The sequence below is a fragment of the Embleya sp. AB8 genome (assembly GCF_049739465.1).
Lineage (GTDB): Bacteria > Actinomycetota > Actinomycetes > Streptomycetales > Streptomycetaceae > Embleya.
The window spans coordinates 177,294-202,884 of record NZ_JBMHHY010000006.1; the positions used below are offsets into that span (position 1 = coordinate 177,294).

Here is a 25,591-nt window from a genome sequence, read left to right on the forward strand (position 1 = left end):
CAACACCCAACGCCAGCCGAACTCAACCAGCGCGGCCGGCGTTTGAGGCCACCCAGCCCCGCCGGCGCATGAGGCGACCAGCCCGGCCGGCGCTTGAGGCCAAAAAAAATCAGCCCGGCCGGCGCTTGAGGCCAGCCGACCCCACAACCCCACTCCGTGCCAACAGCCACGCCGCGATTTCCTCACCCGCAGTCACACCCTGCGCCAAGAGCGCCTCGACCCCAGGCGCAGCCCAACCACTCTCGGCAAGCTCCCCATGCCCCGGCCGCACCCCCGCGTCCGCAGCCCGCAACAACTCGATGTCAAGCAACGAGTCCCCGGCAGCGAACACCGCCTCGGCCGACACCCGCCGCGCGACCTCCCGCACCGCATCGCCCTTGGTCAGCGCATCCGGAACCAGATACAGCTTCCGCCCCTGCAACGAAACGCCATACCCCCGCTCCCCCGCCCACGCACTCACCTCCGGCACGAACTCCCCGGGCAACGCCGCCCGTTCCACCACCAGATAGGCGAACAACTCCTCGGCCACCCGAAGTTTGTGCGTCCACTCGGGCCGCGCGACCCGCTCCAGATGGGCCACCACCTCGCCCAACGGCGCAGCCCGCACCGCAAGCGCCGCACGCACCCCCGCATGCCAATCCGGATCGCTCTCGCCATCCACCAGCAGATGCCCCCCGTTCGCACAGATCGCAAACTCCGGCACCCGCCCCGGCAGCACGATCCGCGCGTACTGCTCACGCGTACGCGTCGTCGTGGGCACAAACGTCGTCCGCTCGGCCAACTCCCTCAGCAGCTCCACCGCACCGCGCGTGACGAACGACATCGGCGCACCCAGATACTCCTCCACACACACCAACTCGGGCGTCGGATCAGCCACCCCGAGCCCAAGCCGCGCGGCAGCCTCGGAGTAGACCAGCGTGCGATCCAGATCACTGGCCACCACAACACTCACGCAACACCACCCCCACCCGAACCCGCACCCACATCCACTCCCACACCCGCACCCGCACGCACGTCCACACCCACGCCCCCACCCCGCCGAAAGCCCGGTTTCACCAACCCCACGCACGAATAAGGCAGTTCATCCACATCCACCACCGGCACCCCACGCTGCGCGGCCAACATCCGCACGTGGTCCAACTCGGCGCCGACCCCCTTACGCGCCAAAATCTGCCAAGGGACCCGACGCAGCAGCACCCGAGTGGTCTCGCCCACCCCGGGCTTGATCAGATTGACATCGTCGATCCCATACTCGGCCCCAATCCGCTCGACCGCCCGCCACCCCTCCCAGGTCGGCGACCGATCACTCCCCGCCAACACCGCCTGGTCACGCGCGACATCCGCACTTACCGCGTCGAACCGTTCGGCCACCGTGTCCAAGAACAGACCCGAGGCATCGACGCCACCCAACTCGGCGTAGAACTTCGCACCGTGGAACTCGTCCGGCCCCACCAAATCCGCCCGCAACACCGTCCGCGAAACCAACCCGGACACCGTCGAGTTCAGACACGCCGACGGAATCAAAAAGTCGTCCCGGGTCCCATACGTCCGCACGCACGACCCCGGATCGGCCAACACCGCCAACTCCGGGTCGAACCGCATCCCGGTCGTCTCCGCGGTCAGCTCCAACGCGTCGGCCAACTCCCGGGTGATCGCGCCCTTTCCGGTCCAGCCGTCGACGAAGACGATCCGCGACGGATCGAACTCCCGCCCCAGCCAACGCAGCGCGGTGGTGTCGATGCCCCGCCCCCGGACGATCGACACCGCGAAGTGCGGCAGCGACAGACCGTGCGCCCGCTGCGCCCAGCGCCGCATCAACACGCCCACCGGAGTCCCCGCACGGGCCAACGAGACCAGCACCACATCCCGCCCCCGCTCGGCCAGAATGGTCTCGGTGACCACCCCGACCGCGTGCGCGATCCGCTCCGCCGACGCGTCGAGCGCGGCCTGGAACAGCGCCTGATATTCGGCCGAAGGCTGGTACTCGATCGGCAACGACTCCGCATAGTGCGCGCCCTCGTGCTGAATCGCCTCCTCGCGCTCCTCGAGCGGCGCCTCCAACTCCACGCCGGACAAGTCCTTGAGCAACCACGCCACCTCGTCGGCGGCATAGGAGGAGAACGCGGGTCCGTACAAGGGCTCGGGCAGCTTGCCGGTATCCGGCCCGGCCGACCGCGGCTGGTGGTTCATGAGCTGCACACCTCGGGAACGAAGGAAGGAACGACAAGCAGCGCGACGTGGTCGGCAACCCTGGACAACACATCCAACAGGCCGCCGGGCGCGTGCAGTTCAGGGGTGTCGGCGACCGAGTCGACGACAACCACCACCTCGTCGAAGCGCCGCGCGGGATCGACGCCCGCCGCGACGTTGTACGCGAACCGAGTGCCGGCGCCGTCCGACGGATCATCATGCGCCGGAAATTCCAGCCGCGTTCGGATCGCGTAGCCCGGGTGATCGACCGCGAGCACCGGGGAACGTGTGGTGGTCGAATAGCGCACCTCGACCCCGTCCGGAACCCGCTCGGCCAGCGCCCGAGCCAGCCGCAGCGGCGTATACATCAGCTCCTCGAAGCCCAGCACCAGGATCCGCCGGCCCACCATCCGCTCGGCCAACGCCGCGCCCAACGCGGGCAACGCCCGTTCCAGCGCGTCCTGATCGGCCTGGGTGAACCCGTGCCGCCCACCATCCGGCAACCCGGCGGGCCATTCCAGCCCCAGCGTCCGCACCGACCCGACGCCGTCCGCCGCCGCAGAAGAAGCACCCACCTCGTGCCCGGCCGCCGGCTCGTGCCCGGCCCCCACCTCGTGCTCGGCCACCAGCTCGGTCCCGCGCACCAACACATCCGCCGGCAGCCCGACCGTTCCCGCGGCGAGCGCCACCACGTCCACCCGGGCGCCGAGTTCGGCCGCGAACACCGCCAACTCGGCCCGGTCGGCGGGCCCGCGCACATCGATCAGCGCGGCGATCACGTAGTGTGCGCGCGGCGCGACCGCGTGCAGTGCCGCGATGGTGTTGGACACCGTGCGCCCGGTGGAGAGTTCGTCGTCGACCAGCACCAGCGGCCCGGTCCCGGCCAACACACGCGGATCACGCGGCAGGATCAGATGCGAGGTCGCGTGCGAGTGCTCCTCCTCGAACGCGCCGAACTCGGCCACGCCCGGCACCGGTCGCCGGGTCGAGTGCAGGTAGGTCGCCCCCGGCAACGCCTCGGCCACACAATGCCCGAGCCCGGTCGCGGTCTCCGCGTAGCCGAGCACCACCGGCGTCGGCTCACCGGCCAATACCTTCGCCACCCGCGCGCCCAGCTCGCGGCCCGCGTCATGTACCACGTCGGGCAGCTGCGGGATGTGCTTGCCGAGCACCGTGGACACCAACAGGTGGGCCCGGCGCGGGTTCCGGCGCAGCGCGAGCCCGACGAGCGTGTCCAGCCCGTCCCCCGCGAGCGCCACCTCGAGCCGCTCGGCGACCCAACTCCCCGACCAGGTATCCATCTGACGTTCCGTCACGCACAAACCCGCTTCCCGGTAAAGCCGTTCCGAACACACCGTCCCGAGGCACCACACCCCGCCCGGCCATTCATCGCATTCACTCCATGACCCCACTCACTCCATGCCCCGCTCACTCCATGACCCCCGCCGCGAGCAGGTCCACGAAGGTGACGTCCTCGCGCGCGACCCCGAACGCCCGCGCCCGCCGCAGCACCGCCTCGGCCCAGGCCCGATGCGGCTTCACCTCGTTCATCTTGTTGGTGTACGCCGAGCGCAGCACCCCGCCGCCCGCCGCGCTCTCCGCGAGAATGTCGGTGGCGTCGCAGTACTCCTCATGCGTCACCACGGACATCGCGTGGATCACCGCGACATGGCTCGGGTGGATCGCGGTCTTCCCGAGCAGGCCGTTGGCCTTGTCCAACTCCAGCTCGCGGATCAGCCCGTCCAGGTCGGCCGAGATCAGCCGGCTGCGCAGCTCGACCGCCTCGGGATCCTCGGCCTCGGCGAACGGCGTCCGCCGCAACTGCGGCTTGAACAGTCGCTCGCCCTGCGGGAAGTACTCCCACACCGGTCCGCTGATCACATACCCGGAGCCGTCGGCCCGGCCGAACACGTTGACGATGTCGCCGATCAGGCCGGCCACCAGGTGCACGTCGTACGCGGTCAGATCGCGCGAGCGGCGCAGCGCGTACGCGGCCTGGAAGTCGGTGGCACCGATCCGCACCGCCAGGATCCGGTCCCGGTGCCCGGCGATCAGCTCGGCCAGTTCGCTCAGCACGGCCCGGCGGTGTTCGAGGTAGGCGATCGACGGCGACTCCAGGACCGGCATCGCGTACAGTCGCCGACCGCTCACCGCGCTCGCCTCGTCCAGCGCCTTGAGGTAACGCGCGCCGCTGTCGGGCTCGAACTTGGGCAGCACGAATCCGGACAGCACGTCCAGCGTGCCGCCGAGCCGCTCGGTGAGGTCGGTGATCTGCTCGGGATGTCTGACCCGGATGAACAGCAGCGGGCCCTCGGCGCCCGAGCGGGCGAACTCGGTCAGTTGCTCGACCAGGTTCTGCTCGGCGCCGATCACCTCGCGGTCGTCTATCGAGTCCTCCAGGCACAACACCATCGAGGTCACTCCGCGCAACGCCTGTTTTGCGATGTCCGCGGCCAGCGTGCGACGTGTGGCGGGGCTGTACAGGGTCGCGCCCAGTGCCGAGGCGAGCACGGCGGGTTCGCTGTCCCGATCGAACGGTTCCGGCGGCCGGTGGAACAGGTGATCGCGGACCGCATCGTCCAGGTAGCCGAAATGCCGCATCGTGTACTGATCCCCCTCGACCGTCGGTGGTGGTGACAAGGCGCGTCGGGCAGGGAACCCGTACGCGCCCCGGATATCGCGAGAAAGGCGCATTCGCGCCGAGCCGGTGAGCCGCCGGCAGGCGTGCCCTACGGTAACCGAAAAGTAAAATCGAAGACGTACGATCCGGTTATAGGACCATGTGTTCACACAATCGTCACGAGGCCGCCCCACGTTGAGAGCACCTCCGCCGGGACGGCAGGATGGGCCCATGACCCAGGTGATGTCCAAGGGAGCGAATACGGCCCTCCCGGCCCGGTCGGTGCGCGTGGTCCTGGAATGGCGGCCGGGTGCCGGTGTCCCGGACATGGACGCCTCGGCCCTGCTGCTCGGCGCGAACGACAAGGTGCGCGACGACCACGATTTCGTCTTCTACAACCAGCCCCGACACCCCTCCGGGACGGTCGTCCACGAGGGCAAGCACACCGCCCCCGACCGCTGCACCGACGGCGTCCGGGTGGACGTCGCGGCGCTCGGCCCGGATGTGCGACACGTGATCGTGGCCGCCTCGGCGGACGGCGGCACCGTCGGCGCGGTGCCCGGCCTCGTCCTTCGACTGTACGACGCCGACGGCGGCGCCGAGCTGATCACCTTCCCGATCACCGGTGCCACCACCGAGACGGCGTTCGTGTTCGGCGAGATCTACCGCCGTGCCGACCAGTGGAAGTTCCGCGCGGTCGGCCAGGGCTACGCGAGCGGCCTGGCGGGCCTGGCGACCGACTACGGGATCAGCGTCGACGACGAGCCACAACACGCGCCCCGGCCGCCCGCACCGACCCCGACGCCCACACCCCCGCCCACCCCGACGCCGTCGCCGTCGCCCGTACAACAGACCCCACCGGCCCCGGCCTTCCCGAACACCCCACCCGCACCACCCGCTTACCAGGACGCGGCCCCGACCACGGTCCTCCCGCAGCTGCCCTATGGCCAGGGCACGCTGCCCGCCCCGCCCGTCCGCGACCAGCCGGCACCCCCGCAGGGCGTCCTGCCGATCTCCGGGAACACTCCGTACGGCGGCGCCCCGATGCCGGCGCCGCACCACGACGGCCCGACGATCCCGCCGCCGCCCGCACCGCACACGTTCGGCGGCCCACCGCCCGGCTACCCGCAATCGCCCCCCGGCGGCATGCCCCTGCCACCGCCGGCCGGCACCCCGCCCCAGGGCTTCCCGCCACCCGGTCCGCCCGCGCCGGCGATGTCCTTCCAAACCCCGCCGGGCGTCATGCACATGCCCCCGGGCGGCCCGCAACTCCCCCCGCCGGGCCAGTACTCCCCCGCGCAGGGCGTCCCGATGCCCCCAGGCCAGTACACGCCGGCCCAAGGCGCCCCGATGCCGCCCGGTCCGTACCCCCCGGCCCAGGGTGCCCCCATGCCACCCGGCCAGTACTCACCCGCCCACGGCGCCCCCATGCCGCCCGGCCAATTCCCCCCGCCCGGCCAGGGCACCCCGCCCCAGGGCCAAGGCGGCCCGCCGCAACTGCGCCGCCTGGACTCGCCGCCACAGGGCCCGCAGTTCCAGGGCTGACCCGGACGCCCTCGAACGCCGGCCGGCACCCGGCCGGCGTTCGAACCGGGGACTACCGCCGCGGGGCAAACGTGGGCAGCCGAGCCGACTGCCCACCCGCACAGGTCACTTGTACCCGCGCGCCCACAGCAGCCCCCACCCGTACTGCCGATCCAACTCGGCCTGATACCCGTGCACGTATCGCACCTCGCGCCGAACCACTATCTCGTCGCCGTGGTTCTCCACCACCGCCACCGCACACGTGTGCGCCTCGCGCGCGTGCTCGTCCAACCGCACCTCGATCGGCAGCCCGGCATTCGGGAACAGCGTGACCACGCCGTTGACCTGATCGAACGCCGGGATGCCCTCGTAGATGTAGACGAAGATCAACAACCGGCGCACGTTCCGCGCCTGGTCGATGTTGATGAACAACGTCTCGCCCGACGCCGACCCGGACCGGTCGTCGGCGTCCAGACGCACATACGGCGGCTGGCTGAACGACCCGTACAGGTTGCCCAGCGCCTGGACCGCGCCCTTCGAGCCGTCCGACATCTCCCACAGGCAGCCCAGGTCCAGGTCGATCTTCTGCGGCAGCGGCGGCGCCTGCACCGTCAGCGGCCGGAACAGCCCCCCGCTGCGCTGCTTCGGCAACGACTCCTCGACCTGCGGGTTCCAGTGCAGGTTGACCCGCAACGTCCCGGTCGCGGAGCCCGCCTGGGTCAGCGAAACCTCGGGCGTCGAGCGGGTCAACGCGACCTTGTGCCCGCCGTGGTCGGGCTCACGATCCATCAATCCGCGACGCCAGTCGAAAAGCGGCATCAAGCCCTCCCTGATCCCCCGGCCGGCACCCGTACGCGTAGTGGCGACTCCAGTACACAAGGCTGTATCACACAAGACAATGGCGCGCGAAAAAACCGGTACCGCACCCGACTTGCGGTCGGACGCGGTACCGGTGGTGAGATCGAGCTCGGCACATCGCCAGGGCTAGACCCCGGCCCCCGCCTTCGCCTCGCTGTTCTGCCCCGGCACATGGCCGATCCGCTTGTTCCGCATGATCGACGAGATCAGCGCGATACCGATGAAGCCGACCCCGACCAGGCCGGTGATCACCTCGTGGATCTCCCACTTGATCGACACCAGCAGGATGGTGGCCAGCGCGCCGATCGCGTACATCGCGCCGTGCTCGAGGTAGACGTAGTCGTCCAGGGTGCCCTGCCGGACCAGGTAGACGGTCAGCGACCGGATGTACATCGCGCCGATGCCCAGACCCAGCGTGATCATCAGCAGGTCCTGGGTGATCGCGAACGCGCCCACGACACCGTCGAACGAGAAGGAGGCGTCGAGCACTTCGAGGTAGAGGAACATGAAGAACGCGGCCTTGCCGGCGGCCAGCTGCGCGGTCTTCGCTCCACTGCGCCCCTCGGCCTTGGCCGGCGCCGCACCCTCCTCGGCGTCCTCGTCCTCGTCGTCGATGTGCGCCAGTTCACCGTGCGTCTCGAAGAAGTCCGAGAGCCCGCCGACCCCCAGGTAGGCGATCAGGCCGAGCACGCCGGCCACCATCACCGTGCCCTCCTTGTGCGCGGGGGCCAGCGTCTGGGCGGAGACCACGAGGGCGACCAGCGCGATCAGCGTGGAGAGTACGTCGAAGCTGCCGAGCTTGGCGGTGAACCGTTCCAGCGGGCCGACCCACTTGTGCTCGCGCTCGTCGTCGAACATGAAGTCCAGGAAGATCATCAGCAGGAACAGCCCACCGAAGGCGGCGATCGCCGGGTGTGCCTCGTCCAGGTGCTGGGCGTACGTCATCCCGTCGATCGTCTTGCTGTCGTTGAACGCCAGGTCCACGACATCCACCGGGCCGATTCCGGCCGTCAGGCTCACGATGAGCAGCGGGAAGACGAGCCGCATGCCGAAGACGGCGATGAGAATGCCGACCGTCAGGAACATCTTCTGCCAGAAGACATTCATCTTCTTGAGGATGGTCGCATTTACTACAGCGTTGTCGAAAGAAAGCGAGATCTCGAGGATCGACAGGATCAGCACGATGCCGAATCCGGTCGCTCCCCAAAAATAGGCGGCGACGGCGAGACCGACCGCCGTCACCGCGAACGACCAGCCGAACGTACGGATTACCACGGATGAGGTCCTTATCTACCTGGGGATTGCGTCTCCGGGCGGGTCATCAGGAAGACCGACTCTCGTCCCTCACCCAAGAAAAATATCCCCAGGAAAGGCGTCAGGGCCGGCCCCACCGGGTGACCGACCCTGACACACACCGTCAGCACGCGCTCATTGCACGCTGACGCCGAAGTCGAGTGCGATCCCCCGCAGGCCCGAAGCGTACCCCTGACCTACCGCGCGGAACTTCCACTCCCCCTGGTATCGGTAAAGTTCTCCAAAGATCATGGCAGTCTCGCTTGACGCATCCTCGGTGAGGTCGTAGCGCGCCAGCTCGTTGTTGTCCGCCTGATTCACGATCCGGATGTACGCGTTGCGGACCTGTCCGAAGGTCTGCCCGCGCATCTCCGCGTCGTAGATGGAGACCGGGAAAACCACCTTCTCGACCCGGTCCGGAACGGCGAGCAGATCGACGAGAATCACCTCGTCGTCGCCTTCCCCGTCGCCCGTGAGGTTGTCACCGGTGTGCTCGATCGAACCCTCGGGGCTCTTCAGATTGTTGTAGAACACGAAATAGTCGTCGCCGAGCACCTTGCCCGCACCGCCACACAGCAGCGCACTCGCGTCCAGGTCGAACGAAGCGCCCGTGGTGGCACGCGCGTCCCACCCCAGACCCACCAACACATTGGTGAGATTGGGTGCGGCCTTGCTCAGCGAGACGTTTCCGCCCTTGGCGAGGGTGACCCCCATCGAATCCTCCTGATCGTCGTACATTCGCTTCAACCTTGCCACGCCCCCGACTCGGCGGGACCCCCTTTTTGCCCAGGTCGAGACGGGCCGAGGGGCACTTTTGACAGCCGCCTGCGCGAGCCTGCCCGAGTCCCGGTCCGGGACGACGAACGCCCGCCGACCGCGGTTGCGGTCGGCGGGCGTCGTTCATGTGTCGCCGGGTCAGACGTTGACCCCGAAGTCCTTGGCGATGCCGCGCAGGCCCGAGGCGTAGCCCTGGCCCACCGCGCGGAACTTCCACTCCGCGCCGTTGCGGTAGAGCTCGCCGAAGACCATCGCGGTCTCCGTGGACGCGTCCTCGGTGAGGTCGTACCGGGCGAGTTCCGCGCCACCGGCCTGGTTCACGATCCGGATGTACGCGTTGCGCACCTGGCCGAAGCTCTGCGCGCGCGCCTCCGCGTCGTAGATCGAGACCGGGAAGGTGATCCGCTCGACATCCGCCGGCACGCCCGCCAGGTTGACCTTGATCGACTCGTCGTCGCCCTCGCCCTCACCGGTGGTGTTGTCCCCGGTGTGCTCCACCGAACCGTCCGGGCTCTTCAGGTTGTTGAAGAAGACGAAGTGCTGGTCGGTCGGCGCCTGACCACCCGAGTTGAGCAGGATCGCGCTCGCGTCGAGGTCGAAGTCCGTGCCGGTGGTGGTACGCGCGTCCCACCCCAGACCGACGAGCACAGCGGTGAGGCCGGGAGCCTCCTTCGAGAGCGAGACATTGCCGCCCTTGCTCAGGCTGACGCCCACGAGTCCTCCAAAGGTTCATGGAGCAACTGGTGCCCCGGGATTTTCGCCTAACGACGTGACAACGCGCCGATCCTAGTCAGGAGTTCCTGACCGGCGGGAGATCTCGCCGGGGCACGGTACCCCGGGTCACTCCGACCTACGCCCGAAGGGCCTCAGATGCTCGCCAGCGCCTTGAGGTATTCCGCCTGGTCACGGGCGTCCGGGATGGCGTTGACGACGCTCCACTTGACCACGCCCTCCTTGTCGATGACGAAGGTCGCCCGCACGGCGCAACCCTTGTCCTCGGCGAACACGCCGTACGCCTGCGCAGCGCCGCCGTGCGGCCAGAAGTCGGAGAGCAGCGGGTACTCGTAGCCCTCCTGCTCGGCGAACACGCGCAGCGAGAACGGCGCGTCGCAGGACACCGCGAGCAGCTGCACGTCGTCGTTCTGGAACTTGGGCAGATCGTCCCGCAGCGCGCAGAGCTCACCGGTGCACACTCCGGTGAACGCGAACGGATAGAACACCAACACCACGTTCTTCTCACCGCGGAAGTCCGCGAGCCGAACCACCTCACCGTGCTGGTTCTTCAGCTCGAACTCGGGGGCCTTGCTACCGATCTCGACGGCCATGACGCACATCTCCTCATCCCGGGCGGCAAGGTCCGCCCACTCCACGAGCGAGCCTAGTCGGGGGTGAGGCGGCCACGAGGCCCGGGCACCGCGGCCGGCCGCCCCCGCCGACGCGCACCCCACCGGTCCGCGAACGCCGGGCGAGCAACCGATGAACCGGCGGCCACGCCGGTTCGGGCGGGGCGGCGGCACCCGGCGGCCGAGGGCCGTGACCATCCGGGGTTGGGGCCGGCCGACCGGGGGGCGCGCGTTCGGGGTTCGGGGAAGCGGGCAGTATGCGGGCATGTCGTCGATCGAGATCGTGAGCGGCCCATGGGGCACCGCCTCCATGCCCGCCGAGGCGCAGCGCGGACGAGCCCTCGCCGCGTGGGACGCCTTCCGCGACCTGGCCGTCCGGGTCGACCCGGACGCGCCGTCGCGGCTGCCGGGCTGGGACGGCCGCGCGGTGATCAGCCACCTCGCGTCCTGGCCGGACGCCCCGCTGCTGGCCCGCCTGCTCGCCGAGGCCCGCGGCCGACGTGCCCCGAACGCGGCGCCGATGGCCCAGGACGAGGTCAACGCGCGACTGGTCGACACCCACCGCAACGCCACGCACGAGGAGTTGCTCGCCGCGCTCGACGACGGCCGCGCCCGGCTGGCCGCGGCGTTCGAGGCAACCGCCGCGGACCCGGACCTCGGGCTGGCCCGCACCGGCTCACAGGTGGGCCCGGTCCCGCTCCTGACCCAACTCGGCGCGATCGCCTACGAACTGGCCGTACACGCGCTCGACCTGGCCCCGTGCGGCGCCGACGACCCGCCCCCGGCGCTGCTCGACGCCGGCGTACTGGCCCTGGCCGACATCACCGGCGCCCTCGCCGCGCGCCACCACGTCCGCGCCCGAACCGGTCTGGCCGTACCGGGCGGCGGCTGGGGCTTCGCCGCCCCCGGCACCGACGGCACCGGCTGGGAGGTCTTCCCCCTCCCACCCGGCCGACCGACCCTCCCCGCGGTGGAAGCCCGCACCGCCGCCACACTCCTCGACGCCAGCGCCGGCCGCCGCCCGGTCCCCACCCTCCTGGCCCGCCGCGACCTCAAGCCCCACAACCTCCCAGGCCTGCTGGCCCTGGCCCCCCTGCTCGACCAGGTCCCCGGCCTCCCGGGCGGCCCAGCCCTACGCCTGACCGCCACCACCCTGTCCGGCATAACCCGCCTGACCACCCACCTCCCAACCCTGCCCCGCCCCCGCCCCTGACCCCCGGCACGTCCGGCGCGTCCGGCGCCCAAGCCGCCCAACCAAGCAACACGCCACAGAACACCACTCCGCCACCGACTCACCCCGCTCCAGACCCACACCCGCCGAAACAACTGCCGCCCCGGCTCCGACCGCAGCCCACGCCACCGTCCCAGCGATGCCCACGCCCCACCCCCGGCACGTCCGCGCCCCAACCCGAGCCGACCCAAGCAACAGCCGGGAGCCGCAGGCCACGACTCCGGCCCACCCGCCGGCTCCGCCCGCGATTCGGGCTTCCCGCCGCAGCCACGGTCCCCACTCCGACCCGGCCCGATCACCCAACTCCCGCCCCACACCCACCACACCGGTGCCCACGCCCCACCCCCGGCACGTCCGCACCCCCGACCCGAGCCACCCCAAACAATCGACACACGAAGCCCGGAGCCCGGCGAAGCCGCAAGACACGCCTCCGGCCCGCGCACCCGCTCCGCCCGCGACTCGGGCCCCTGGTGCAGCCACGGTCCCGACTCCGCCCCGGCCCGATCGCCCCAACTCCCGCCCCACGCACCTCGGCACCCTCGCCGGCCGACCCCGCCCCCGCCAACTCGCCCCGCTCCCGCCCCACACCCACCACACCGGTGCCCACGCCCCCGACCCACACCGCCCCCAACCATCGACGCACGAAGCCCGGAGCGCGGCGAAGCCGCAAACGCAGCGCGGCCCCGAGCGGTGATCCACATCACCGCTCGGGGCCGCGCATTCGTCTGCTTACCGCAGTGGCGTCACGTCACTTCTTGCCGCTGCGCACCGCCTTGGGCGACACCAGACGGGTCGCCGACCAGTCCTTTACGGCGCCGAAGCTCGTCGTGCGGGCCAATCCCGCCGTCGGCGCGGCCTCACCGATATCCGAGGGTTCTACGTATCCGTCCCGGCCGGTCTTCGGGGTCAGCAGCCAGATATGGCCGCCGTCCGTGAGCGTGGCGAGGGCATCCACGAGGGTGTCGACGAGGTCGCCGTCGTCCTCCCGGAACCACAACAGGACGACGTCCGCGACGTCATCCTCGTAGTCCTCATCGACGAGTTCGTTGCCGGTGAGCTCCGCGATCTCCTCGCGCAGCTCCTCGTCCACGTCGTCGTCGTAACCGAGCTCCTGGACCACCTGTCCGGGCTGGAACCCAAGTCGAACGGCCGAGTTGGCCCGTTCTTCCGCGTGGTCCGCGGTCGCGCTCACGAATTAACCTCCCTTGTCCGGCCCCACAACGCTTCGGGGCTCACGCGCGTAAGTCCACACGCGCCGGGCTGTTCGCGCAAGTACCCAGGTCACGTACTCGTGCAAACGCCACGCCACGCCCTGTGCGGAAGCTACCCCGACCAGGTGTGGATCACGCAACGTATTCGAGAGTCCAGCCTGACAGACGAAAGCCCGCGAACGCTCACCAGGTGCGCCGAGACCGCCCCGCCGCCGGATCCGCGCCGCCCGACCGCTCGATCACCGCGTCCGCGCCGGGGACCACCAGGCCGGTGTGCCCGTCCTCGAACCGCACCACGTACGGCGGCGCTCCATCCGGGCCCCTGACCTCGACGATCTCGCCGAAACGATCCCCCCGGCCGACCGTCTTCCCGTGCACGTGGAGCCGGTCGCCAATTCGTGCCCGCATCAGCTGTGACCTCCCTCTCGAACGGGTGCGAAACCACTCACACCCCCAGGGAACTACGCCAGTGCTCCGCGCGTAAGACAGGCGGCGTAAGGTCTTGGAGGTTCACGGTTGCAGCACCCCGCAATCGCGAACCGCCGCGTGGAGCGTCCGGCGACAGCCGGCCGATCAGGGCAGCTCCGCTCCTTTCGCGGTAACCGAACACGGATCGGAATCGGTGCATGTGGCGCAGGCGGGCACCCCGCCGGTCCATTACCGGTCGGTAGAGATGACGGATCCAACGTCCGGGTACCACGATGGGGACGGCGCGACACCGCTCAGGGTGGTCGACCCCGCTCTCGCGGGGAGGGTCCCCATCTACCGATAAGGCGAAGGAACAGCGTGGCTTCCGGACGAGAGCGCTTCTCGATCATCAGCGACGGCCTCCCGAGCCAGCTCCCCGACATCGATCCGAACGAGACCGGGGAATGGCTGGAGTCGCTGGACGCAGTCATCAACGAGCAGGGCCGCCAGCGAGCCCGATACATCATGCTCAAGCTGCTCGAACGGGCCCGTGAACGACAGGTCGGCGTGCCGGGCCTGCGCAGCACGGACTACATCAACACGATTGCCCCCGAGAGCGAGCCCTGGTTCCCCGGCGACGAGAACATCGAACGACGCATCCGTGCGTTCGTCCGGTGGAACGCCGCGATCATGGTGTCGCGGGCGAACCGCCCGGGGCTCGGGGTCGGCGGTCACATCGCCACCTACGCGTCGTCGGCGAGCCTGTACGAGGTCGGCTTCAACCACTTCTTCCGGGGCAAGGACCACGGGGAGTCGGGCGACCAGATCTACTTCCAGGGACACGCGTCCCCGGGCATCTACGCACGTGCCTTCCTGGAAGGACGCCTGAGCGAGGCCCAGCTCGACGGCTTCCGCCAGGAGAAGTCGGCCGCCCCGAACGGGCTGCCGAGCTACCCGCACCCGCGAATGATGCCCGAGTTCTGGGAGTTCCCGACCGTCTCGATGGGCCTCGGCCCGCTCGGGGCGATCTACCAGGCCCGGTTCAACCGATACCTGCACAACCGGAACATCAAGGACACCTCGCGCAGCCACGTCTGGGCCTTCCTCGGCGACGGCGAGATGGACGAGCCGGAGTCGCTGGGCAACATCGGTCTGGCCGCGCGTGAGGAACTCGACAACCTCACCTTCGTGATCAACTGCAACCTGCAGCGCCTGGACGGCCCGGTGCGCGGCAACGGCAAGATCATCCAGGAGCTGGAGTCGTACTTCCGCGGCGCCGGCTGGAATGTGATCAAGGTCGTCTGGGGCCGCGACTGGGACCCGCTGCTGGCCCAGGACACCGACGGCGCGCTCGTGAACAAGATGAACACGACGCCCGACGGCCAGTTCCAGACCTACGCGGTGGAGTCCGGCGCCTACGTGCGCGAGCACTTCTTCGGCGACGACGCGCGCCTGCGCCGCATGGTGCAGGACCTGTCCGACGAGGACATCCAAAAGCTCGGCCGCGGCGGGCACGACTACCGCAAGGTCTACGCGGCCTTCAAGTCGGCGCGCGAGCACGTCGGTCAGCCGACGGTGATCCTGGCGCAGACGGTGAAGGGGTGGACGCTCGGCCCGAACTTCGAGTCGCGCAACGCCACGCACCAGATGAAGAAGCTCACCAAGTCGGACCTGAAGGCGTTCCGCGACCGGCTCTACCTGCCGATCAGCGACGAGCAGCTCGAAGGCGACATCCCCCCGTACTTCCACCCCGGTGAGAAGTCCGAGGAGATGGAGTACATGCGCGAGCGCCGCGCCGCGCTCGGCGGTTCGCTGCCGCGCCGGCTGGACCGGTCCAAGCCGCTCAAGCTCCCCGGCGACCCGGTCTACAGCGTGCTCAAGAAGGGCTCGAAGCAGCCGGTCGCCACGACGCAGGCGTTCGTCCGGCTGCTCAAGGACCTGATGCGCGACGGCGAGATCGGCAAGCGCTTCGTGCCGATCGCGCCGGACGAGTACCGCACGTTCGGCATGGACGCGATGTTCCCGACCGCCAAGGTCTACAACCCGCACGGGCAGACCTACGACTCGGTGGACCGTGAACTGCTCCTGTCGTACAAGGAGTCGGCGCAGGGTCAGATGTTGCACGACGGCATCTCCGAGGCCGGCTGTGTGGCGTCGCTGATCGCCGCGGGCTCGACGTATTCGACGCACGGCGAGCAGATGATCCCCGTGTACGTCTTCTACTCGATGTTCGGGTTCCAGCGCACCGGCGACCAGTTCTGGCAGATGGCCGACCAGCTCAGCCGCGGCTTCGTGCTCGGCGCCACGGCCGGTCGCACCACGCTGACCGGTGAGGGCACCCAGCACGCGGACGGCCACTCGCAGCTGCTGGCCTCGACGAACCCGGCGTGTGTGGCGTACGACCCGGCGTTCTCGTACGAGATCGCGCACATCGTCAAGGACGGTCTGCGCCGGATGTACGGTCCGGACGCCGAGGACATCTTCTACTACATGACGGTCTACAACGAGCCCATCGCGCAGCCGGCGGAGCCCGCGAACGTCGACGTGGACGGCATCCTCAAGGGTCTGTACCTCTACCAGGACGGTCCCGCCAAGCCGGGTGCGCTGCGCGCCCAGATCCTGGCCTCCGGGGTCGGCATGCCGTGGGCCCTCGGGGCGCAGAAGCTGCTCGCCGAGGACTGGAACGTGGTCGCCGACGTGTGGTCGGCCACGTCCTGGAACGAGCTGCGGCGCGACGCGGTCGCGGCGGAGGAGCACAACCTGCTCCACCCCGAGGCCGAGCCGCACATCCCGTACGTGACCCGAGTACTCGACGGCCGGCCCGGCCCGGTGGTGGCGGTCAGCGACTGGATGCGGGCCGTCCCGGACCAGATCTCCCGCTGGGTCCCGGCCGACTTCGCCTCGCTCGGCACCGACGGCTTCGGCTTCGCGGACACGCGCGGCGCGGCGCGGCGCTTCTTCCACGTGGACACCGAGTCCGTCGTGGTGGGCGTGTTGTCCGAGCTGGCCCGCCGGGGCGAGATCGACCCGGGCGTGGTCGCGGAGGCGATCAAGAAGTACGAACTCCTGGACGTCAAGGCGGCCGGAGTGGGCACGGTCGGCGGCGACGCCTGATCGACACCCGATAGCGACAAGCGGCGGCGGCCTCGATCCCACCCGGGATCGGGGCCGCCGCCGTTATTGCCGACCCGGCGCGACGAGCGGGGGCCTAGACTCGTCCCCGGCCGGCCGCGGGACTTCGGCTGCGACTTTCGGAACCGCCTCTTAAGCGTCACTTCGCAGTTCGCGCCTCCATTCCCCGGCCGGCCTCGGTTCTTGCTCGGTCGAGGGGACGTGTGGTGGATCGCCGGGAGTCGGTCGCGTGCGAGGACGTGGTGATGTTCGTCAACGCGGCGGTGACCTCGACCGGCCAGCGCGAGTTCCGCGACGACGCGGACGAGCAGCGCTTGTCCGTCGAGTTCCTGCACGCGTATGTCGCGGGCAACTACCGTGAGCTCTACGCCGCGACGCTCGCCCTGGACATCAACGACTTCAACGCCGCCCTGATCGTCCGGCACCTCCTGGAGAGCAGCCGCGAGCTGACTCCCCAGACGCGCCGCCGCGAGGGCGAACTGATCGCCCGCCGGCTCGAACTGATGGCCCCTCAGCGGGTCTACAAGCTCTTCCGCGAGCTGGCCCGGCGCGGCGTCAACAACCGCCGCACCCGCGCGATCATGCGCGACTGGACGGCGCAGCGCCGCGATCCGGTCTTCGACGCGGTGAAGTACCGCAGCGCCGTCAAGGCCGTGCTGCGCCACGCGCACCTGCCCGCGCCCGCCGAGACCGGGAAGTTCCTGTTCACCGCGACCCGCAAGGTGCCGGTGTTCGGCACCCCGCTGTTCGAGAGCTGGCGGCAGGCGCACTACGCGCAGAGCGCGCTGTACGAACTGCCGTACACCGTCGCCGAGGGGCTCGCCGGGAAGCACGGCATCAAGCGCGCCGTGTTCCTGGAGCGGATCGCCCCGCAGCTGACCCGGCTCGAACGACTGCGCCTCCAGCGCGCCGGCGAGCGGGCCGAGGTGGGCGCGGTCCGGGCCGAGTTGGCCGAGCAGCCGCTGACCCGGCTCGCGTCCTACGTACTGTCCCTGTCCCGGGCCGAGCGCACCGCCCGCTACGACGAGTTGCGGACCGCGCTGACCGAGTCGGCACGCCGGGCGGCGGGCGACGCGGCCGGGTCGTGGGGGCGGGTGGTGGCGGTGCTCGACGACAGCTTCTCCTCGTTCGGCTCGACCACGAAGCGGCAGCGCCCGCTGGCCGTCGCGCTGGCCTGCCGCTTCCTGCTGAAGGCGCTCGCCCGGGAGTTCACCGGCCTGTGGACCTCGGGGCTGCACGATCCGCTCCTGGTCCGGCCGAGCGGGCCCACGCCGCTGGGCGAGCGGCTGATCGACGCGCTCGAACTGGCCCCGGACCGTCTGGTCGTGGTCTCGGACGGGTGGGACAACAGCCCGCCCGGGCTGGCCGCCGAGGTGCTGCGGGTGTGGCGCGAGCGGCTCGACCCGGCCGGGGCGACCACCGTGGTGCACCTGAATCCGGTGTACGACGCGACCGGCTTCGATGTGAAGCGGCTGGCCGCGAGCGTACCGACGGTGGGGGTGCGCGACGCGGAGGACGTACCGGCGCTGATCGAACTGGCCCGATTCGCCGAGGGCCGGGCCGGTTTCGCGGAGCTGAGCGAATACCTCACGGCCCGCGAGGACCGCTTTCGCAGCAGGAACCACCCCGGGCGGCAGAGCGGAAAGGTGCCGGCATGATCGGCGACTTCGAGCTGACCGGCCTGACCGCGCGCCCCGCCCAGGTCTGGGGCGGGATCCGGCTGGTACCGCTGGTCCGGGACACGCCGATCACCGACCTGCGCCTGGACGAGCGCGTCTACCAGGCCGGCGACCCGTCGATCGTCGACCTCGGCGACCGCACGTTCTACCGCTCGTTCATCCCGCACGCCTTCGTCGCCTCCTGGGACGTCGGCGAGGACCCCGCGGCGGTCTTCGGCACCCAACTCCAGGAACGACCCGCGCCGCCGCCCCGGGCGAAGATCCGCCGGCCCGCTCGGGCGCTGCGCCGGATGGCCCGTCGGGTGGACGGCACCCGACTGCGCTTCCTGCCGATGCACCTGGCCCTGGAGGGCTATCTGGCGCTGCACTTCGGCGGCCCCTCGATCGCGTGGGAGGAGTGGACCGACCGGGCCGTACGCGAGGGCCTGTCGCCGCGCGTGGAGGAGGCGTTCTGCGGCGGCCAGGTGCGCGGATTGGCGGACGCGCTCAAGGTGTTCGAGATCCACCCGGGCCAATGCGGCGTCGCGCTCTATGTCGCGGACGCGCTCGCGAGCGTGTTCGTGGTGCCGCATCCGGCCGACTATCGGGCCCTGCACGCCACGCTGTTGACCGACATGTACGGGGAAACCCTCTACCACTACGCCCACTACGCCGCGCCGGTGCCCGACTTCGTGGCCGAGCTGGACGCCGACCGGGTGTCCTCGCTCGCGGATCTGCGTCGCGAGGCGGCCGGGCAGCACGACGCGTGGGGGCGGTTCCACGGGCTGATGACGTCCGGGCTCACCGCCGAGCAGGCGTACACGCACCAGCGCGTGTACCGCCTGGGCCCGTACGAACTCGGCCGCTTCCTGCCCTCGTTCCGGCTCGACGAGGAGAACCACATCGGCGAGCGGATCACCCACCAGGACGGCCGGCTCGCCTACTGCAAGACGTTCCTGCTGTCGGCGCAGCAGGTCCGCCGAGGTCACCTGCTCTCCCGGTTGGCCGCCCACGACTGGGACCTGATCGCCGCCGCGACCGACCTGCGCACCACGCCGACCGCGCTGGAACGCCGGATCCACGACTCGGGCTTCGACCACCTGCTGCGGGCGCACGTGGTGGCCCGTCTGGAGCGCGAGGGACGCCACCGCTGAGGCCGGCCCGAGCGGGGCCGGTCTCGGCGTCGGCGTGCGGGTCAGTCGCGGTCGTTGAAGGTCGCCGACATGTCCGGGTACCGGGCCCCGGTGACCTGCCCGGCAATCGGCTCCAACGCGGCCAGCTCGGCCTCGGTGAGCACCAGTTCGGTGGCCGCCACGTTCTCCTCCAGGCGGTGCGGCTTGGTGGTGCCCGGGATCGGCACCACCGACAGACCCCACGCCCGCGTGCGCGAGTGCACCCACGCCAGCGCGACCTGCGCGGGGGTGGCCCCGTGCGCCTCGGCGATCGCCCGCACCGGCGCCAGGATCGCTGTGTTCGCCGCCGCGTTGTCCCCGGTGAAGCGCGGCTGGGAGCGGCGGAAGTCGCTCTCCGGCAGCGTCTCGGCGGCGGCCCAGGCACCGGTCAGGAAGCCTCGGCCGAGCGGCGAGTAGGCGACCAGGGCCGCGCCCACCTCGCGCGCGGCGGGCACCACGCTCTCCTCGATGTCGCGGGTGAACAGGCTCCACTCCGACTGCACGGCGGCGATCGGGTGCACGGCCGCCGCCGCGTGCAGTTCCTTGGCGGTGACCTCGGACAGGCCCAGGTGTCGGACCTTGCCCTCGCGGACCAGTTCGGCCATCGCGCCGACGGTCTCCTCGATCGGCACCCGCACGTCCCGGCGGTGCATGTAGTACAGGTCGATCACGTCGGTGCGCAACCGGCGCAGGCTGCCCTCGGCGGCCTGCTTGACGTAGGCCGCGTCGCCGCGGATCTCCCGCCCGCCGTCGGGTGTGACGTTGACCGCGAACTTGGTGGCCAGGGTGACCCGCTCACGGCGCCCGGCCTCGGCGAGGAATGCGCCGAGCAGTTCCTCGTTGGTGTGCGGGCCGTACATGTCCGAGGTGTCGAACAGCGTCACGCCCAGCTCGAGCGCGCGCTCCAGGGTGGCCACCGACTCGTTGTGGTCGGCGCCCGAGTAGAAGGCGCTCATGCCCATGCAGCCCAGGCCCTGGGCGAAGACCTCGGGGCCGTCGTTACCCAGCTTGAGAGTGCTCATCGTGATTGCTCCGCTCTGCGTCCGCGTACGACTCGATCTTGTGGTCGATGACGAGTAGGCAACTCTGGAGATCGCTGATCCGGTTGCGGACCTCCTCGCGGTGCTCCTCGAGCAGTTCCCGGCGGGCGAATCGGGTCGCGTCGCCCTGGCGGACCAGCTCCGCGTACCGAAGCATGTCCGCCACCGGCATCCCGGTCAGCCGCATCTTGCCGACGAATTCCAGCCAGTCGAGGTCGCGGTCGCTGTAGCGCCGCCGAGTGCCTCGCCCGTTGCCGCCCTGTCCCGTCCGGGGCCCCTGTCGACTCACGTGCCGCATCAGGCCGATCCGCTCGTACCAGCGCAGGGTGTGTGCGGTCAGCCCGGTGCGCTCGGCCACTGCGCCGATCGAGTACTTGCCGACCTCGTAGTCGTCGGGGGTGATGGTCCGCGTGGCCGACATCGGGAAGCCTCCGGTGGGAAGCCCGTCGGTGGGACGGGCATGACACAAACGCTACGGAGTTGGAGCGCACTCCAAGCAAGCCGCACCTCCCACACCCGGGTCAACCCGATCCGGCGGGATGACTCGACCGACCCGCCGGCGGGCCCCCGCAGCACCCCCAAACCACCCCAATCACCGACGGTGAACGACCCGATTGGTATCGTTCGCGCGTCGGCGGCCGGTTGTCGCCGACGGTGTCGAACGCAGCGAAGTCCGGTGGGATCCCGGCGCTGTCCCGCAACTGTGATGCCCCGGCAGCGGCCTGCCGCTCGGGGACGAGCCAGGTCGCCTCGTCCGCACCGACGACATCGGCCTCGCAGGAGGGGCGATCCGTCTCCACGGGTCCCGACGCCTGCCGCGTCCGAGGACCTGGAGTTCGCGTTGAGATCCGTACCCCTGCTTCGTTCCGCCACCGCGCTGCTGCTCGGCGTGCTCGTCCTGACCGGGTGCGGCTCGGACGACTCGAAGGACAAAAAGGCCCAGGGCACCCCGGCAACAACCGGCGGGTCGGCCGCCGGCACCGGTCCCGACGCCAAGTCCTTCCCGGCGACGGTCGACTCCGACGGCACCAAGGTCACCATCCCCGCCGCGCCGAAGAAGATCGTCTCGCTGGCGCCCAGCGCGACCGAGATGCTCTTCGCGATCGGCGCCGGCGGCCAGGTCACCGCGGTCGACGACCAGTCGAATTTCCCGGCGAGCGCGCCCAAGACCAAGCTGTCCGGCTTCAAGCCGAACGTCGAGGCGATCACCAACTACACGCCCGACCTGGTCATCGCCTCGGCCGACACGGACGGCCTGGTCGCCGCGCTGAACAAGCTGAAGATCCCGGTCGTGCTGACCCCGGCGGCAAAGACCTTCGACGACTCGTACGCCCAGCTGAACACGCTCGGCACGGCCACCGGGCACACCACGCAGGCGGGTGAGGTCGCCACCAGGATGAAGACCGACATCGCCACGATCGTCGCCGCCACGCCGAAGCCCGCGAAGCAGCTGACCTACTTCCACGAGCTGGACAACACGCTCTACACCTCGACCTCGAAGACCTTCATCGGTCAGGTGTACGCGCAGTTCGGTCTGAAGAACATCGCCGACGACGCGGACAAGGCGGGCACCGGCTACCCGCAGCTCTCCGCCGAATACCTCGTGCAGACCAACCCCGACCTGGTCTTCCTGGCCGACACGAAGTGTTGCGGCCAAAACGCCGACACGGTGGGCAAGCGGCCGGGCTGGGACCGGGTGACCGCCGTGCGCAACGGCGGCGTGATCGGGCTCGACGACGACATCGCCTCGCGCTGGGGCCCGCGCGTGGTGGACCTGGTCCGCGCGGTGTCGCAGGCGGTGGCCAAGGCCGGTGCGACGCAGGGCTGACGGCCGGCTCATGCACTCTCTCCCGGTCGGCAAACGCCCGCGAGCAGCCCTGCCCCCGCTCGGCGCGGGCCTGTTGCTCGTCGGTGCCGTCGTGCTCGGGTTGACCGTGGGCGCGGCCGACCTACCCGCCCGCGGCGTGGTCCTCGCGCTGCTCGACCAGCTGCCCTTCGTGCACCTCGACCACGGGCTCACCCCCGTGCAGTACGCGGTGCTGATCGACCTGCGATTGCCCCGGGTGCTGGCCGCGGTGACCGTGGGCGGGCTGCTGGGCCTGGCCGGCGCCGGCTACCAGGGCGTCTTCCGCAATCCGCTGGCCGACCCCTACCTGCTCGGCGCGGCCTCCGGCGCGGGTCTGGGCGCGACGCTGGTGATCGTCTACGCGCACGGGGACAGTGTGGGCGGCATCCCGGTCGTGCCGCTCGCGTCGTTCGTCGGCGCGCTCGGCGGGGTGCTGCTCGCGTACACGATCGGCGCTGGCACGAGCCGCTCCGGCGGCACCGCGAACCTGGTCCTGGCCGGCGTCGCGGTCGCCCAGTTCCTGGCCGCCGCGCAGACCTACGTACAGTCCGCCAACACCGACGAGCTGCGCCGGATCTACTCGTGGCTGTTCGGCCGACTGTCCGGGATCGGCTGGGCCGACCTGCGGATGATCCTGCCGTACGCCCTGGTCAGCACCGTCGTCCTGGTCCTGCACGGCCGCCTGCTCGACGTCATGTCGGTCGGCGACGAGGAGGCCGCCGGACTCGGCGTCCGCCCCGGCCGGGTCCGCCTGGTGGTGCTGCTCGCCGCGTCCCTCGCCACCGCGTCGGCGGTCGCGATCAGCGGCCTGATCGGCTTCGTCGGGATCGTCGTGCCGCACCTGGTGCGCCGCCTGGTGGGCGGCAGCTACCGGCGGGTGTTGCCGATGTCGCTGTTGTGCGGCGCGGCGTTCCTGGTGCTCACCGACGTGCTCGCGCGCACCGTCACCGCGCCCGGCGAGCTGCCGATCGGCGTGGTCACCGCGTTCGTCGGCGCGCCGTTCTTCGTCTTCGTACTGCGCGGCACCCGGCGGGTGGACGTATGAGCGCCCGCCTGGCACTGCGCGAGGCGGGCGTGGACCGGGACCACTGCCCGGTGCTGCGCGGCGTCGATGTCGACGTCGAGCCCGGCGAATGGCTCGCGGTGATCGGCCCCAACGGCGCGGGCAAGTCCACCCTGCTCAAGTCGATCGCCGGGCTGCTGCCCCACCTGGGCTCGATCACCGTCGGGGACCGCCCGGTCCGCGACCTGTCCCAGCGCGAACTGGCCCGGACCATCGCCTACACCGCGCAGAACCCGGTGGTCCCAGCGCAGATGCCGGTACGCGAATACGTCCTGCTCGGCCGCACCCCCCACCTGGGCTACCTGGCCCGCCCCGGGCGGCGCGACCGGGCGATCGCCGACGAGGTACTCGACCGCCTCGACCTGGCCGCGTTCGCCGACCGCGACGTGGGCCGCCTCTCCGGCGGCGAACGCCAACGTGTGGTCCTGGCCCGCGCCCTCGCCCAACAGGCCCCGATACTCCTCCTGGACGAGCCCACCACCGCACTCGACCCGGGCCATCAACAACAGGTCCTGGAACTCGTCGACGCGCTGCGCCGAGACGACGGCCTGACCGTCCTCACCACCCTCCACGACCTCGGCGTGGCCGCCCAGTACGCGGACCGCCTGCTCCTCCTGGTCGCCGGCCGGGCGGTGGCCACCGGCCCACCCGCCGAAGTCCTCACCCCGGAGTCCATCGCCGAGCACTACCAGGCCCGAGTCTCGGTATCCCCGGGCCCCGACGGCCGCCCCCGGGTACACCTGACCCGCCCCGAACACCCACCCCGGGCCACCACCGAGACCCCCGGATGACCCCCTCCCCCGGCATCACCCGCACAGCTCCACCGACAACCCACACCCCTCGACCCACTCGCGCCCACCACCACCCGACCCACGCTGTGCAGACACGACCGCGGTCCTCCCCCTCACCCCGCCTCCCCCCGACCCGGTCGCCGTCCCCACCCCGCCCACGACCCGCGCCACCCCGCGCCACAGGCACCCCCGCCCGAGCCCGGTCCGGGCCGCCGCCTCGGGAGGAGCATGATTGCCTCGTGAGTTCCAAGCCCGATTTGCGTGCCGCGACCGTCCGCCGGCTCGAGAAGTCCGCCGGCGCCCTGGCCGGCGCGGCGCTCGCGCGGATGGACGAGGCCCTTCCCTGGTACCGGAACATGCCCGCCGACAACCGATCCTGGATCGGTCTCGTGGCGCAGGCCGGCATCTCCGCCTTCACCGAGTGGTTCCGCCACCCGGAGACACCGCAGAAGGTCAGCGCCGACGTGTTCGGCACCGCGCCGCGCGAGCTGACCCGCACCATCACACTGCCGCACACCGTCGAGCTGATCCGCACCACGATCGAGGTGGTCGAGGCGGAGATCGCCACGCTGGCCGCCCCCGGCTACGAGCAGGTGTTGCGTGAGGCACTGCTGCTCTACTCCCGGGAGATCGCCTTCGCCACCGCGCAGGTGTACGCGCACGCGGCCGAGACCCGCGGCGCCTGGGACGCCCGCCTGGAGGCCCTGGTGGTGCACTCGCTGCTGCGCGGCGAGGCGGACGAGGGCATCCTCTCCCGCGCCTCCGCCCTGGGCTGGGGCTCCCCCGACTCGGTCATGGTGGTGGTCGGCAACGCCCCGGACGCGGACGCCCAGGAGGTCGTCGACGGCATCCACCGCGCCGGCCGGCATGCCCGGCTCAACGTGCTCACCGGCGTCCAGGGCGAGCGGCTCGTGGTGATCCTGGGCGGCACCGACGATCCGATCCGGGCGACCCGCTCGCTGATCGGCCAGTTCGGCCCGGGTCCGGTGGTGGTCGGCCCCGAGGTGCCGGACCTGCTGGCCGCCGTACGCTCCGCACAGGCCGCGATGTCCGGCCACCGCGCGTGTGTGGCCTGGCCGGACGCCCCGCGCCCGGTCTCCGCCGACGATCTGCTGCCCGAACGCGCGCTCGCCGGGGACGACGAGGCTCGGGAGCAGTTGGTGGAGGAGATCTACATACCTCTGCACGCGGCCGGCTCCGCGCTCCTGGAGACACTTTCCGTATACCTGGAGCAGGCAGCGAGTCTCGAAGGAGCCGCCCGGATGCTCTTCGTACACCCGAATACCGTGCGCTACCGGCTCCGACGTGTCGTGGACGTCACCGGACTCGTGCCGACCGAGACCCGTTCCGCATTCACCCTCCAGGTCTCGCTGATCCTCGGCCGGCTGGCCGCGATCGAGAGCTAGCCCGAGACCTTTTTGTAGCAACCCAACA

General features: G+C 70.6%; 20 protein-coding genes and 1 pseudogene. 9 read left to right on the forward strand and 12 right to left on the reverse strand.

Annotated features, from left to right (window positions below; translation table 11 throughout):
• Positions 1-109: 109 nt before the first annotated feature.
• From ABIA38_RS10850 to ABIA38_RS10860, 3 genes and pseudogenes are all read right to left on the reverse strand, one after another.
• A complete protein-coding gene (locus ABIA38_RS10850; RefSeq protein ID WP_424638313.1) occupies positions 110-952 on the reverse strand; it encodes an HAD family hydrolase in 843 nt (280 codons plus the stop codon).
• Positions 949-3,491, reverse strand: a pseudogene (locus ABIA38_RS10855) (phosphoribosyltransferase). Before ABIA38_RS10855 ends, ABIA38_RS10850 begins: the two are co-directional and overlap by 4 nt.
• A gap of 127 nt (positions 3,492-3,618) precedes the next feature.
• Positions 3,619-4,791: an HpcH/HpaI aldolase/citrate lyase family protein gene (locus ABIA38_RS10860; RefSeq protein ID WP_424638314.1), complete on the reverse strand. Its 1,173-nt coding sequence runs from the start codon at positions 4,789-4,791 to the stop codon at positions 3,619-3,621.
• 250 nt (positions 4,792-5,041) lie between these two features.
• Here ABIA38_RS10860 and ABIA38_RS10865 point away from each other — a divergent pair, with 250 nt between their 5' ends.
• The gene (locus ABIA38_RS10865) at positions 5,042-6,355 is read left to right on the forward strand and encodes a TerD family protein (protein WP_424638315.1); all 1,314 of its coding nucleotides are present in this window, start codon (positions 5,042-5,044) and stop codon (positions 6,353-6,355) included.
• Positions 6,356-6,460: 105 nt separating this feature from the next.
• Here the strand turns inward: ABIA38_RS10865 and ABIA38_RS10870 are convergent, their stop codons facing one another.
• From ABIA38_RS10870 to ABIA38_RS10890, 5 genes are all read right to left on the reverse strand, one after another.
• A complete protein-coding gene (locus ABIA38_RS10870) occupies positions 6,461-7,153 on the reverse strand; it encodes a Tellurium resistance (protein WP_424638316.1) in 693 nt (230 codons plus the stop codon).
• Positions 7,154-7,318: 165 nt separating this feature from the next.
• Complete coding sequence (locus ABIA38_RS10875; protein ID WP_424638317.1) at positions 7,319-8,467, reverse strand: DUF475 domain-containing protein; 1,149 nt, start codon at positions 8,465-8,467, stop codon at positions 7,319-7,321.
• Between the two features lie 153 nt (positions 8,468-8,620).
• Positions 8,621-9,199 (reverse strand): TerD family protein, encoded by a 579-nt coding sequence (locus ABIA38_RS10880; protein ID WP_424638435.1) that lies wholly within the window; start codon positions 9,197-9,199, stop codon positions 8,621-8,623.
• A 201-nt stretch (positions 9,200-9,400) separates the two neighbouring features.
• Entirely contained in the window at positions 9,401-9,976 is a 576-nt protein-coding gene (locus ABIA38_RS10885) for a TerD family protein (RefSeq protein WP_424638318.1), read from the reverse strand.
• A gap of 152 nt (positions 9,977-10,128) precedes the next feature.
• Positions 10,129-10,587 carry a peroxiredoxin gene (locus ABIA38_RS10890; protein ID WP_424638319.1) on the reverse strand — a complete coding sequence of 153 codons (459 nt, stop codon included), beginning with the start codon at positions 10,585-10,587 and terminating at the stop codon, positions 10,129-10,131.
• Positions 10,588-10,870: 283 nt separating this feature from the next.
• On the opposite strand from ABIA38_RS10890, the gene ABIA38_RS10895 reads away from it, so the two are divergent.
• Positions 10,871-11,818, forward strand: coding sequence for a maleylpyruvate isomerase N-terminal domain-containing protein (locus ABIA38_RS10895; RefSeq protein ID WP_424638320.1), 948 nt, complete (start codon positions 10,871-10,873; stop codon positions 11,816-11,818).
• Between the two features lie 766 nt (positions 11,819-12,584).
• On the opposite strand, the gene ABIA38_RS10900 is transcribed toward ABIA38_RS10895, so the two are convergent.
• Together ABIA38_RS10900 and ABIA38_RS10905 are read right to left on the reverse strand one after the other, a co-directional pair.
• The gene (locus tag ABIA38_RS10900) at positions 12,585-13,028 is read right to left on the reverse strand and encodes a DUF3052 domain-containing protein (protein ID WP_379995360.1); all 444 of its coding nucleotides are present in this window, start codon (positions 13,026-13,028) and stop codon (positions 12,585-12,587) included.
• 202 nt (positions 13,029-13,230) lie between these two features.
• A complete protein-coding gene (locus tag ABIA38_RS10905) occupies positions 13,231-13,455 on the reverse strand; it encodes a DUF1918 domain-containing protein (RefSeq protein ID WP_424638321.1) in 225 nt (74 codons plus the stop codon).
• A 378-nt stretch (positions 13,456-13,833) separates the two neighbouring features.
• Here ABIA38_RS10905 and aceE point away from each other — a divergent pair, with 378 nt between their 5' ends.
• The 3 genes from aceE (at position 13,834) to ABIA38_RS10920 (ending at position 19,399) form a co-directional block, all read left to right on the forward strand.
• Complete coding sequence (gene aceE, locus ABIA38_RS10910) at positions 13,834-16,569, forward strand: pyruvate dehydrogenase (acetyl-transferring), homodimeric type (protein WP_424638322.1); 2,736 nt, start codon at positions 13,834-13,836, stop codon at positions 16,567-16,569.
• Between the two features lie 221 nt (positions 16,570-16,790).
• Complete coding sequence (locus tag ABIA38_RS10915) at positions 16,791-18,245, forward strand: hypothetical protein (RefSeq protein WP_424638323.1); 1,455 nt, start codon at positions 16,791-16,793, stop codon at positions 18,243-18,245.
• The gene (locus ABIA38_RS10920; RefSeq protein ID WP_424638324.1) at positions 18,242-19,399 is read left to right on the forward strand and encodes an ARPP-2 domain-containing protein; all 1,158 of its coding nucleotides are present in this window, start codon (positions 18,242-18,244) and stop codon (positions 19,397-19,399) included. The genes ABIA38_RS10915 and ABIA38_RS10920 overlap by 4 nt, the downstream gene beginning before the upstream one ends.
• A gap of 41 nt (positions 19,400-19,440) precedes the next feature.
• Here the strand turns inward: ABIA38_RS10920 and ABIA38_RS10925 are convergent, their stop codons facing one another.
• Together ABIA38_RS10925 and ABIA38_RS10930 are read right to left on the reverse strand one after the other, a co-directional pair.
• Positions 19,441-20,439, reverse strand: coding sequence for an aldo/keto reductase (locus ABIA38_RS10925; RefSeq protein WP_424638325.1), 999 nt, complete (start codon positions 20,437-20,439; stop codon positions 19,441-19,443).
• Positions 20,417-20,878 (reverse strand): MerR family transcriptional regulator, encoded by a 462-nt coding sequence (locus tag ABIA38_RS10930; protein ID WP_424638326.1) that lies wholly within the window; start codon positions 20,876-20,878, stop codon positions 20,417-20,419. Before ABIA38_RS10930 ends, ABIA38_RS10925 begins: the two co-directional genes overlap by 23 nt.
• 420 nt (positions 20,879-21,298) lie before the next feature.
• Here ABIA38_RS10930 and ABIA38_RS10935 point away from each other — a divergent pair, with 420 nt between their 5' ends.
• The 4 genes from ABIA38_RS10935 to ABIA38_RS10950 all read left to right on the forward strand — a co-directional run bounded on the left by ABIA38_RS10935 (position 21,299) and on the right by ABIA38_RS10950 (position 25,563).
• Positions 21,299-22,285 (forward strand): ABC transporter substrate-binding protein, encoded by a 987-nt coding sequence (locus ABIA38_RS10935; RefSeq protein ID WP_424638327.1) that lies wholly within the window; start codon positions 21,299-21,301, stop codon positions 22,283-22,285.
• A gap of 10 nt (positions 22,286-22,295) precedes the next feature.
• Positions 22,296-23,348 (forward strand): FecCD family ABC transporter permease, encoded by a 1,053-nt coding sequence (locus ABIA38_RS10940; protein ID WP_424638328.1) that lies wholly within the window; start codon positions 22,296-22,298, stop codon positions 23,346-23,348.
• The gene (locus tag ABIA38_RS10945) at positions 23,345-24,157 is read left to right on the forward strand and encodes an ABC transporter ATP-binding protein (RefSeq protein WP_424638329.1); all 813 of its coding nucleotides are present in this window, start codon (positions 23,345-23,347) and stop codon (positions 24,155-24,157) included. Before ABIA38_RS10940 ends, ABIA38_RS10945 begins: the two co-directional genes overlap by 4 nt.
• Before the next feature lie 239 nt (positions 24,158-24,396).
• Complete coding sequence (locus ABIA38_RS10950) at positions 24,397-25,563, forward strand: PucR family transcriptional regulator (protein ID WP_424638330.1); 1,167 nt, start codon at positions 24,397-24,399, stop codon at positions 25,561-25,563.
• Positions 25,564-25,591: the final 28 nt, after the last annotated feature.